The organism is Pseudomonas sp. 21, from assembly GCF_000955805.1.
Taxonomy (GTDB): domain Bacteria; phylum Pseudomonadota; class Gammaproteobacteria; order Pseudomonadales; family Pseudomonadaceae; genus Pseudomonas.
Window position 1 is genome coordinate 674,308 of the sequence record NZ_JYOA01000007.1, and the last position, 11,524, is coordinate 685,831.

Consider the following 11,524-nt stretch of genomic DNA (forward strand, 5'->3'; position numbering starts at 1 on the left):
TGTGGGTTACTGCCCCGGAATGTCCTTGCGCAGTTTCACCGGGTCCACTTCCTTCTTCCCGCGCGCGGTGCGCATGCGGATATTCAGTGCTTCCACCGCCAGCGAGAAGGCCATGGCGAAGTAGACGTAGCCCTTGGGCACGTGGACTTCGAAGGCTTCGGCGATCAGCACGGTGCCGACCACGATGAGGAAGGACAGCGCGAGCATCTTCAGCGACGGGTGCTTGTCGATGAAGTCGCTGATGGCGCCGGCCGCCAGCATCATCACCATGACCGCGACGACGATCGCCGCGACCATCACCGGCACGTTGGAAACCATGCCCACGGCGGTGATCACCGAGTCCAGCGAGAACACGATGTCGATGATGGCGATCTGGATGATGGTGCCGATGAAGCCGCCCATCACGCTCTTGGGTTCGCCCTCGGTTTCATCCTCGCCTTCCAGGCCGTGGAAGATTTCGCTGCTGCTTTTCCACAGCAGGAACAGGCCGCCGAAGAACAGGATCAGATCGCGCCCGGAGATGCCCTGGCCGAACACGTGGAACAGGTCGGCGGTCAGGCGCATGACCCAGGTGATCGAGAGCAGCAGCAGGATGCGCGTGACCATCGCCAGCGCCAGCCCGAAGAAGCGCGTGCGCGGCTGCATGGGCTTGGGCATGCGGCCGACCAGGATGGAGATCATGATGATGTTGTCGATGCCCAGGACGATTTCCAGGGCAGTCAGGGTGAAGAAAGCAATCCAGATTTCAGGGCTGGTCAGCCATTCCATTGTCGCGGTACTCGAAGTCGGTCGTTGATCGGTCAGTCATTGAACAGCGGGAACAGGCCCAGCAGCAGCGCGGCGGCGAGGATCGCCAGGCACACCAGCACGGCCCACTTGAGGGTGAAGCGCTGATGGTCGCCGAAGTCGATCTTGGCCAGCCCGACCAGCAGGTAGGTCGAGGGCACCAGCGGGCTGAGCAGGTGCACCGGCTGGCCGATGATGGAGGCGCGGGCCATTTCCACCGGCGTGATGCCGTACTGCGCGGCGGCCTGGGAGAGTACCGGGAGCACGCCGTAGTAGAAAGCGTCATTGGACATGAAGAAGGTGAACGGCATGCTCACCAGCGCCGTGATGGTCGCCAGGTATGGCCCCAGCGCCGGCGGGATCACCGCCAGCAGGCTCTTGGACATGGCTTCGACCATGCCCGTTCCGGAAAGGATCCCGGTGAATACGCCCGCGGCGAAAATCAGCGAGACCACCGCGAGGACGTTCTCGGCGTGGGCGCCGATGCGCTTCTTCTGCTCCAGGATGCAGGGATAATTCACGATCATCGCGATACCGAAGGCGATCATGAACAGCACCGGCATCGGCAACAGGCCGGCGATCAGGGTGCCCATCAGGACCACGGTGAGCACGGCGTTGAACCACAGCAGCTTCGGCCGACGCGCCTCGGGGAACTGCGACACGCTCACGTCCGCCATGGCCTCGTGGTCGCCGGGCAGGTGCAGCTCGCCCAGGCGGGCGCGCTCGCGTTTGCCGTAGACCCAGGCCAGGGCGAAGATCGCCGCGATGCCGGCGAGCATGGCCGGGATCATCGGCACGAAGATGTCCGCCGGGTCGACGTGCAGCGCGCTGGCTGCGCGGGCGGTGGGGCCGCCCCAGGGCGTCATGTTCAGCACGCCACTGGAGAGCATGATCAGGCAGGCCATCAGCAGCGGGCTCATGCCCAGGCGGCTGTACAGCGGCAACACGGCGGCCACGCAGATCATGTAGGTGGTCGAGCCGTCGCCATCCAGCGAGACGATCATCGCCAGCGCGGCGGTGCCCATCGACACCTTCAGCGGGTCGCCCTTGACCAGCCTGAGGATGCGCCGCACCGCCGGGTCGAACAGCCCGGAGTCGATCATGATGGCGAAGTAGAGGATGGCGAACATCAGCATCACGCCGGTCGGCGCCAGGGTGCGGATGCCGTCCAGCATCATCGGTCCCAGGCCCTTGGCGAAGCCGCCGAGCAGGGCGAAGGCGATCGGGACCAGGATCAGCGCGATCAGCGCCGAGAGCCGCTTGGTCATGATCAGGAACATGAAGGTCGCCACCATGGCGAAGGCAAGGAAAGTCAGCATGGGGATAACTCCGGGTCGGCGCGGGGGATTCAGCAGCGGCTGTGGATAAGCACGTGCGGTGCGGACGGAGTCGGGGCGGGTAGGGACAGGAAGCGGGGCATGGGCGATCACCGATTGTTGTTTTTGTACGCTGCGCGAACGCAGGTCCGGCCGGGAGGACCGAGGCGGCGATGCTAGGGGGTCAAGCTTTCAGCAGGCTTTCGCAGGAATTTCCACTGATCTGAGGATTCTTGCAGGAGGGCGATGCCCGCGAGCGCGCCTGTGGGGCGCTCCTCAGGACGCTACAGCGTCTTGCCGTACGTAGGAGCGGACTTTGTCCGCGATAGGTCCGCAACGCGCCGGAAGCCATCGCGGACGGAGTCCGCTCCTACGCGTAGCCTTTCTTCGGACTTATGCCTGGATCGCTCCCATGACCAACAGCAGGCTGGCGCCCGCCAGCAAGGTCTGCAGGGTAATGATCCCGGCCATCAGCCCGCTCTCGCCGCCCAGCTGGCGGGTCAGCACATAGGCGGTCGGGGCTGTGGGCAAGGCGAAGAACAACACCAGCAGCGCGCTTTCCAGAGTCGGAAGGGCCAGCAGGCGGGCGATGGCGAAGGCCAGCAGCGGCATGGCCAGCAGGCGGATCGCGCAGTTCCAGCCCAGCGCCGAGGCTTCTGCGCGCAGTTCCTGTGGCTGCAGCGCGGCGCCGACGCAGAGTAGGCCCAGTGGCAGGCTGGCTACCGCCAGCAGGTTGAATAGCCGGTCGGTACCGCCGGGCATTCCAATACCCGTCACGTTGAGCAGGGCGCCTGCCACGCAGGCGAGGATCAGCGGGTTCTTCACGATCGGCAGCAGCAGCGAACGCAGGCTGATGCCGCGTTCGGCGGTCAGCGCCCACACCGACATCACGTTCACCGTCGGCACCATCAGCGCCAGCATCAGCGCAGCGAGGGTCAGCCCCGGCTTGCCGTACAGACTGCCGACGGCGGCAAGCCCCAGGTAGGTATTGAAGCGCAGCACGCCCTGGGCGATGGCGCCGAAGCGCGCCGCACTCCAGCCGCGCAGACGCTTGACGACCAGCAGGGCGATCCAGGCGATGCCTAGCCCGAGCATGACGGCCAGCGCCTGGCGGGCGAGGCCGGGGTCGTTCAGCGGTGCGCTGGCCAGGCTGCTGGCCAGCAGCGCGGGGAACAGGATGAAGTAGTTGAGCCGCTCGGCCGCCGGCCAGAAGGCGTCGCCGGGGAAGCCTTTGCGGCGCAGCACGAAGCCGCCGACGATCAGCGCGAACAACGGCCAGAGGGCCTGGAACAGAGCGGTCACGGCGACCCCGCGATGGTGGTGGGAGCCGGCATCTTGCCGAGGGCGTGCGGGGAAGGGCAAGGCATGTGGATAAGTTTGTCACCCTGCCTGGAGCGGTTTTCCACAGCGCCAGCGCTGTGGAAAACCTTGTCCACAGACTCAGCGGCGGAAGCCGCCTCCCCCGAAATGGCCACCGCCGAAATGCCCGCCACCGAAGCCCCCGCCGCCCCACTGGCGCTGGGTCTGGCTGAAGCGCTGCTGGCCGATCTGCCGCGACTGGTACTGCTGGTCCAGTTGGCTGCGGACGTTGGCCTGGTTCGGTTGAACCGGTTGCCAGCCGTTGCTGGTGTGCTGCTGCCAGCCGCTGTCGGTGTGCTGGTAGACGTTGCCGTCATGGCCGGCGTAGACGTCGCCATTCTTCCAGGCCACGGCGTTGCCGGTGCGGCGGTTATAGGTCACGCCACGGTTGTCGTGGTCGTAGCTGCCGCGTCCGTCGTCCACGTCGCCGGAGACACCACGCTCGGCGATGGTGGTGCGGCCGGTCTGGGCGTTGTGCTGGATGCCCTGCTGGCCGGCCTTGAAGTCACCGCTGTCGGCGTTGTAGGCCACGCCGCTGCGGCCTGCGCCGGACATGCCGGTGGAAGCATTGGAGTAAGCCCCGCGCCGCCCGGCCGCGCCCTGGTCGGTGTAGGGATTGAAGGCGGAACCCTGGGCGCCCTGGAAGTGCGTACCGGTGCGCGGGTTGTAGCCCGCCGCCGAGCTGCCCTGCCACTGGGTGCCGGTCCACGCGTTGTAGCCATAGGCGTGGGTGACGGTGCCTTGGCCCCAGCGGCCATAGAAGTTGGCCTGGTTGATGTTGGTGTAACTCCAGCCGCCCTGTGGATAAGGTCCCCAGTACGGGCCCCAGTAAGGTTCCGGCGAACCCCACCAGGCCCCGGCGGCATAGCCGAAGGCGAAGCCGGTGAGGGCGCCCACGGCGAACCCTGCGCCGTAGCCGTAGGTCGGTGGATAACCGTAGTACACGGTGCTGCTGACATAGGCCGGATAGGTGTAGCCGGTGCCGTAGACCACCGTGCCATCGCTGTTCACCACCACGCCCAGGTAGCCCGGCGTGTAGCCGACCACCACGGTCTGCGGCGTCACCGAGTAGATGTGCACGTAGGTCACGTAGTACACCGGCGAGCTGGGCGGGATGCCGTAGATCGCCACCGGCACCTCGGTCGCCACCTGCCAGGCGCCGGTCGGGCTAGGGGCGACGAACCAGACGCCGTTGTTCACCGCGTAGAACTGATTCGGCGCGACCTCGATGACCGGCGTCGGCGTGTTCACCGCGTAGTTCAGGCTGGTGCCGGTGATCGGCTGGAATTTCGGCGCGCCGTCGTAAGTCACCTTCAGCGTCGCCTTGCTGCGCGAAACGCTGGCGGTCTGCGGAATGCTCGCGGCGATGGCGGCTTCCTTGGCCTGCGGCGTGTCGGGCACCGAGACCAGCACATTGGCCTTGGGGTCCTTTGGCGAGATTTTCGCGAAGTCCGCGGGCAGGTCCTTGCCGGGCACGTAGGTCCACGGGCCTTTCTCGCCGGGGCCGCTGAACCAGCGGCCGGACAGCAGCACGTACCAGGTGTTGTGGGCCGGGTCGACGAACACCGCGTGGTCGGCGTTGTTCATGCTCAGCAGGCTGACGCCGTCCACCGGTGCCATCTGCGCGGTGCCGTCGCTGACGATCAGTTCGGCCGGCTGCGCAGCCACCTGCACGGCCGGCGCCTTGGCGGGCTTCTTGCCGTCCTTGGGCAACAGTGCGTCCACCGGGCCGGCTTTTTCCGCCGCCTGCTGGGCGCTGACCAGCGCCTTCGGCGGTTGGCTGAGCACCAGCCAATTGCCGTCCAGCGCCGGGGACGTGTACCAGTTGCCGGCGGCGTTCAGGTACTGGTTGCCCTGGGCGTCGCGCAGGATCAGCACGCGGCTGTTGATAACCCGCTCGAAGTCGCTGCCCTGCAGGGCTTGCCACTGGGGCTGGCCATCGATCATCACCAGCACGGTCGGGGTGCTGGCAAAGAGGATCTGCGGCGCGTCGTTCTTCACCTCGACGTGGCGCAGCTTGTCCAACTGCTGGTTCACCGCATAGCTGGCCTGCAGCTGATCGAGAGAGACGGTCAGCCCTCCCTTGGGCAAACGCGCCACCAGGGCATCGCGCAGCCTGTCGGCACTGTCCGGTGCGGTCGGGACTTCGACTTTCTCGATGCGCAGGTCGGTGAGCTGCACCAGGCCGCTGGCCTTGTCGATGTCTGCCGCGGCGGAGAACAGTGCCACGCCGTAGGTCGGCGCGGCATTGGCAGCGCCCTCTGCGATGGCCGCGCGGCCGCTCATGCGGGTGCCGTCCCAGCCTTCGATCTGCGGCTGGAAGATCTGCACGTGCTGATCACCCAGGTTGAAATAGCGGGGCCACTTCAGTTCTTCGGCGGCCGCGGGCGGCGCCTGCGTCTGAGCCTGGGGTTGGCTCTGCGCGGCGAGGGAGGCGACAGGATGCAGCGACAGCCCGATGGCGAGTGCCAGGGCCGACAGAACGGGACGTAAAGCCATGTTGGAAACCTTCCTTGAGGAGAGCTGCGTTCAACCTTAGTGCAGCGCGAAACAACCCGCGCGTGTCCGAGTTCTCCCCTGCGCCATGCTGGTGCAATTTCGCCGGCAAGGCAGCTTTTTCTTATGGCGCAACGACATATTTAATAATTTTCCGAGCCTGCCGCTTCGGCGACCATCGGTCTGTCAGACATGTCGCGAGACAAAGCCTTCAGACGCTGAGCCATAGAGCTCGATGCCGCGCATGTCCCGGTTTTACCGGCCTTCTGGCCACTGCCGCAGTAAATCAACAAAAAAGCCAAACGGCTGTGGGAGTGCTTCATGATCAAGTCCTTGCTCGTGCGTTCCATCGCGTGTTCCGCCCTGGCTCTCGCCGCCGTTTCTGGCGCGCAGGCCGGCACCCTGTCCATCGGCCACACCACCTGGGTCGGCTACGGCACGCTCTACCTCGCCCGCGACCTGGGCTACTTCAAGGAGCAGGGCCTGGACCTGCAACTGACCACCATCGAGGAAGCCTCGATGTACATGGCGGCCCAGGCCTCCGGCCAGCTCTCCGGCTCCGCCTCCACCATCGACGAAATCCTCAAGTACCGGCCCAAGTTCTGCTTCAAGGCCGTGGCCGCGCTGGACGACAGCCATGGCGGCGACGGCGTGCTGGTGGGCAAGGACGTCACCTCCCTGGCCCAGCTCAAGGGCCAGGAAGTGGCGGTCAACGAAGGCTCCGTCTCGCAGTTCTGGCTCGCCTACCTGCTCAAGCACGCCGGCATGAGCATGAGCGACATCAAGGTGCAGAACATGACCGCCGATGACGCGGCCAGCGCCTTCATCGCCGGCCGCGTGCCCGCCGCCGTGACCTGGGAGCCGCATCTCTCGCTGGTGCGCGAGAAGCAGCAGGGCAAGGTGCTGGTGGACAGCTCCACCACCCCCGGCGTGATCGTCGACGTGGTCGCCCTCAACTGCGACGTCATCGAGAAGCAGCCCGAGGACGTGAAGGCCCTGGTGAAAGGCCTGTACAAGGCCGTGCAGTACACCAAGGAGCACCCGGACGAGGCCTACGCCATCATGGCCAAGGGCGTCGGCGGCTACCTCGCCGATCCCAAGGCCCTGGCCGACGCCGCCAAGGGCGTGCGTTTCTACGACAAGGCCATGAGCGAGCAACTCATTGGCACCCCCGGCAAGCCCGGCGACATCAAGGGTTTGATCCGCCTCGCCAACGAGACCTGGAGCGGCCTGCAGGGCAAGCGCCTGGAAGTCAGCTACGACGACCTGGTCGACCCGCGCTTCGTCTCCGAGTAACCGTCTCACTCTTGTCCCCGCGGGCGGCCTGGCGCCGCTCGCCTGGAGGAATCCGCGATGCCTCGTCGTTCGCAATCCTGGCTCAGCCGTTGCCTGACGCCCAAGGTCGACCTGCCATTGAAGCTGGTCTGGTCCGCCGGCACCTTGTGCTGGCTGCTCGTGTTCGGCCTGTGGGCCGGGCTTTCCTACGGCGGCGTGGTGCCGGCGATGTTCCTGCCGACCCCGGACGCGGTGCTTGCCGCCGGCGTGCGCCTGGCCAGTGACGGCACCCTCGCCACCCACGTGATGGCCAGCGTCAAGGTGGTGATGATCGGCTTCATCATCTCCTCGCTGGTGGCGGTGCCGCTGGGTCTGCTGATGGGCAGCTTCCGCATCGTCCAGGCCTTCCTCGAGCCGCTGGTGAATTTCATTCGCTACCTGCCGGTCACCTCCTTCGTGCCGCTGTTCATCCTGTGGATCGGCATCGGCCTGGAACAGCGCGTCACCGTGATCATCTTCGGCGTGTTCTTCCAGCAACTGGTGATGATCGCCGACGTCTCCCGCGGCGTCGCCAAGGACCTGGTGAACGCCTCCTACACCCTGGGCTGCAACCGTCGCGACGTGGTCCTCCACGTGCTCGGCCCGGCCTCGCTGCCGGGCGTGCTCGACACCCTGCGCGTGACCATGGGCTGGGCCTGGACCTACCTGGTGGTGGCCGAACTGGTCGCCGCCTCCAGCGGCCTGGGCTACATCAGCCTCAAGGCCATGCGCGGCTTCCAGGTCGACGTGATCTTCCTGGCCATCGCCATCATCGGCCTGCTGGGGCTGATCACCGACCAACTCTTCCGATTCATCCGACTGAAGGTGGCGTCATGGGCGCAGTAGCGATCAAGCAGGAAGAACCAGCCGTGACCGGTCAGCAACCTGCCAACCCGGCCCGCCTGCGGGTGGAGAACGTCAGCCTGCGCTACCGCACGCCGGACGGCGGCACCTTCAGCGCGCTGGAGAATGTCTCCTTCGAGGTGCCGGACCAGCAGTTCGCGGTGATCGTCGGCCCATCGGGCTGCGGCAAGTCGAGCCTGCTCTACCTCACGGCCGGGCTGTCCGAGCCCACCGAGGGCGACATCTACGTCGGCGGCCAACTGGTCGACGGCCCGGGCGCCGACCGTGGCATGGTGTTCCAGAGCTACACCCTGTTCCCCTGGCTCACCGTGCGCCAGAACGTCGAGTTCGGCCTCAAGCGTCGCGGCATGCCGGCGGCCGAGCGCCGCGAGATCGTCGACTACTACCTCGACGAAGTCGGCCTGCGCCGCTTCGAGAACAACTATCCCAAGCAGCTCTCCGGCGGAATGATGCAGCGCGTGGCGATCGCCCGCGCGCTGGCCAACGACCCGCAGATCCTGCTGATGGACGAGCCCTTCGGCGCGCTCGACAGCCAGACCCGCATGCAGATGCAGCAACTGCTGCTGCGCGTGTGGGACCACAGCAAGAAGACCGTGGTGTTCGTCACCCACGACATCGACGAGGCCATCCTGCTGGGCGACCGCGTCTACGTCATGGGCGCCCGCCCCGGTCGCATCAAGCAGATCCTCGACGTGCCCATCGAGCGCCCGCGCTCCCTGGACATGGTCATGGACCGCCCGTTCATCGAGATGAAGCGCGAGATCCTCGGGCTGCTGCACGACGATCTGGAAGAAGCTCATTGAGACCCGGTGCCGCCCACCCTCACCCCAGCCCTCTCCCTGGGGGAGAGGGAGCTATTGCGGCGCTCGCGACGAGCGCCGTACTGGCCGGTTGATTCGCTTTGCCCCCTCTCCCTGTGGGAGAGGGTTGGGGTGAGGGCGCTCCACCATTCACGCAACACTCCAAAGGGAGCCCCCATGTCCTCCACCCACGACTCCACCTACGACTACCTCATCGTCGGCGCCGGTTCCGCCGGCTGCGTGCTGGCCAACCGCCTGAGTGCCGACCCGTCCGTGCGCGTGTGCCTGCTGGAAGCCGGCGGCAGCGACGCCAGCCCGCGGGTGCAGACCCCGGCCGGCACCATCACCCTGTACAAGAGCAAGATCTTCAGCTGGAACTTCTACTCCGCCCCGCAGAAGCGCCTGAACAACCGCTCGCTGCACTGCCCGCGAGGCAAGGCCCTGGGCGGCTCCAGCTCGATGAACAGCATGATCTACATCCGCGGCCACGCCTCCGACTACGACCGCTGGGAAGCCGAAGGCTGCCCCGGCTGGGGCTGGAAAGACGTGCTGCCGTACTTCAAGAAATCCGAACGCAACCTGCTCGGCCAGGACCCGGCGCTGCACGGCACCCTGGGCGAGCTGGTGGTGGACAAGCCGCGCGACCCCAACCCGCTGTCGCACCTGTTCATCAAGGCCGCCGCGCACCTGGGCCTGCGGCGCAACGATGACTTCAACGGCCGCGAGTTCGAAGGGGTCGGCATCTATAACGTGACCCAGAAGGACGCCAAGCGCCTGAGCAGCTACCGCGCCTTCGTCGCGCCGCTGCAGCGCCCGAACCTCACCGTACTGACCGACCGCCAGGTGGGCCGCCTGCTGCTGGAAGGCGAGCGCGTCACCGGCCTCGAACTGCGCAGCGGCGAACGCCTGCTGGCGCGCCGCGAAGTCATCCTGTCGGCCGGCTCCCTCGGCTCGCCGCAGATCCTCCTGGCTTCGGGCATCGGTCCGGGCGAAGAACTGAAAGCCGCCGGCATTCCGGTGAAACACGACCTGCCGGGCGTGGGCAAGAACCTCCAGGATCACCTCGACGGCCTGGTCACCGTGCGCTCGCCGAGCCCGCTGAGCCTGGGCTTCTCCCTGGGTTCGCTGCCGCAGATCCTGCTGTCGCCGTTCAAGTACCTGCTGGCGAAGAAGGGCTGGCTGACCACCAACTACGTCGAGGCCGGTGGCTTCGCCCGCACGCCATTGGCCGATTCGCTGGCCGACGTGCAGTTCCACTTCGTGCCCGGCTACCGCAGCCACCGTGGCCGCCTGTTCGAGTGGGGCCATGGCTACGCGGTGCACACCTGCGTATTGCGTCCGAAGAGCATCGGCGAGCTGCGCGTGAAGCCGGGTGGTGACATCGAGATCGACTACAACTTCCTCGCCAACGAGGAAGACGGCCGCGTACTGGTGGAAGGCGTCAAGCTGGCGCGCAAGATCCTCGCCCAGCCGGAGTTCGACAACATCCGCGGCGCCGAGATGCTCCCCGGCCCGCAGGTGCAGACCGACGAGCAACTGCTGGAGCACCTGCGCGAATACGCCGCCACCGTGTTCCACCCGGTGGGCACCTGCAAGATGGGTGAAGACCCGCAGGCGGTGGTCGACCTGCGCCTGCGCGTGCATGGCCTCAAAGGCCTGCGCGTGGTGGATGCGTCGATCATGCCGACGCTGATCAGCGGCAACACCAACGCGCCCTGCATCATGCTCGGCGAGCGCGCGGCGGCGATGATCCTGGAAGACAGCCGCATCTCCTCCACCGTTCCCGCCCGCGCCGTTCCGGCCTGAGTGCTATTCGTAGGAGCGAGCTTGCTCGCGAACAGATTCAGCCGGCGGCTCCATGAGCCGGGCTGGTTCGCGAGCAAGCTCGCTCCTACAGGGCTGACTCCGCGATTTCCATGCGCGTAGGAGCGGACTCTGTCCGCGATTGCTTCACGGCGCGATACGGACCTCACCGATGCTGTGGATAACCCTCTACAGCCCCAGCTCGCTCAGCGACGGATGCTCATCCGGCCGGCGTCCTTGTGGCCAGCGGAACAGGCGTTCGTCCTCGCTGATCGGCAGGTCGTTGATGCTGGCGTGGCGCTCGAACATCATGCCGTTCTCGTCGAAGGCCCAGTTCTCGTTGCCGTAGGAGCGGAACCAGTTGCCCGAGTCGTCGTGCCACTCGTAGGCGAAGCGCACGGCGATGCGGTTCTCGGTGAAGGCCCAGAGCTCCTTGATCAACCGATACTCCTGCTCGCGCACCCATTTGGCGGTGAGGAACTGGACGATCTGCTCGCGCCCCTGGACGAAGGTCGCGCGGTTGCGCCAGCGGCTGTCCGGCGTGTAGGCCAGCGACACGCGGTGCGGATCGCGGCTGTTCCAGCCGTCCTCGGCGAGGCGGACTTTCTGGATGGCGGTTTCGCGGGTGAACGGCGGGAGAGGGGGACGGGCTTCGCTCATGGTGGTCTCCAAAGGTAGTGGGTGAGGAACCTGGTGCCCATCCTCCGCCTGGTCTGTGGATGGGTAAATGACGGTGATCCCACAGATATTGCCAACCTCGTTTGCGGCTCCCTGTAGGAGCGGGCC

The 11,524-nt window shown here is 66.3% G+C and carries 10 protein-coding genes; 4 read left to right on the plus strand and 6 right to left on the minus strand.

Annotation, left to right across the window (positions count from 1 at the left end):
* Positions 1 to 6 precede the first annotated feature (6 nt).
* The 5 genes from UB43_RS18640 to UB43_RS29595 form a co-directional block, all read right to left on the minus strand.
* Entirely contained in the window at positions 7 to 768 is a 762-nt protein-coding gene (locus UB43_RS18640) for a TerC family protein (protein ID WP_045213832.1), read from the minus strand.
* 32 nt (positions 769 to 800) lie between these two features.
* Entirely contained in the window at positions 801 to 2,105 is a 1,305-nt protein-coding gene (locus UB43_RS18645; protein WP_045213835.1) for a CitMHS family transporter, read from the minus strand.
* A gap of 390 nt (positions 2,106 to 2,495) precedes the next feature.
* The gene (locus tag UB43_RS18650; RefSeq protein WP_177329806.1) at positions 2,496 to 3,464 is read right to left on the minus strand and encodes an AEC family transporter; all 969 of its coding nucleotides are present in this window, start codon (positions 3,462 to 3,464) and stop codon (positions 2,496 to 2,498) included.
* A gap of 78 nt (positions 3,465 to 3,542) precedes the next feature.
* Positions 3,543 to 5,960, minus strand: coding sequence for a hypothetical protein (locus UB43_RS18655; RefSeq protein WP_045213837.1), 2,418 nt, complete (start codon positions 5,958 to 5,960; stop codon positions 3,543 to 3,545).
* Positions 5,961 to 6,100: 140 nt separating this feature from the next.
* A complete protein-coding gene (locus UB43_RS29595) occupies positions 6,101 to 6,280 on the minus strand; it encodes a hypothetical protein (RefSeq protein WP_156160446.1) in 180 nt (59 codons plus the stop codon).
* Between UB43_RS29595 and UB43_RS18660 the strand changes: the two genes are divergently transcribed.
* The 4 genes from UB43_RS18660 (at position 6,279) to UB43_RS18675 (ending at position 10,741) form a co-directional block, all read left to right on the plus strand.
* The gene (locus UB43_RS18660) at positions 6,279 to 7,253 is read left to right on the plus strand and encodes an ABC transporter substrate-binding protein (RefSeq protein WP_045213838.1); all 975 of its coding nucleotides are present in this window, start codon (positions 6,279 to 6,281) and stop codon (positions 7,251 to 7,253) included. The genes UB43_RS29595 and UB43_RS18660 overlap by 2 nt on opposite strands.
* 57 nt (positions 7,254 to 7,310) lie before the next feature.
* Complete coding sequence (locus UB43_RS18665; protein WP_024764976.1) at positions 7,311 to 8,117, plus strand: ABC transporter permease; 807 nt, start codon at positions 7,311 to 7,313, stop codon at positions 8,115 to 8,117.
* Positions 8,105 to 8,938 (plus strand): ABC transporter ATP-binding protein, encoded by an 834-nt coding sequence (locus UB43_RS18670; RefSeq protein ID WP_045213841.1) that lies wholly within the window; start codon positions 8,105 to 8,107, stop codon positions 8,936 to 8,938. Before UB43_RS18665 ends, UB43_RS18670 begins: the two co-directional genes overlap by 13 nt.
* A 174-nt stretch (positions 8,939 to 9,112) precedes the next feature.
* The gene (locus UB43_RS18675) at positions 9,113 to 10,741 is read left to right on the plus strand and encodes a GMC family oxidoreductase (RefSeq protein WP_045213843.1); all 1,629 of its coding nucleotides are present in this window, start codon (positions 9,113 to 9,115) and stop codon (positions 10,739 to 10,741) included.
* A gap of 186 nt (positions 10,742 to 10,927) precedes the next feature.
* Here the strand turns inward: UB43_RS18675 and UB43_RS18680 are convergent, their stop codons facing one another.
* Positions 10,928 to 11,398, minus strand: coding sequence for a nuclear transport factor 2 family protein (locus UB43_RS18680; protein WP_045213846.1), 471 nt, complete (start codon positions 11,396 to 11,398; stop codon positions 10,928 to 10,930).
* Between the last annotated feature and the right edge of the window lie 126 nt (positions 11,399 to 11,524).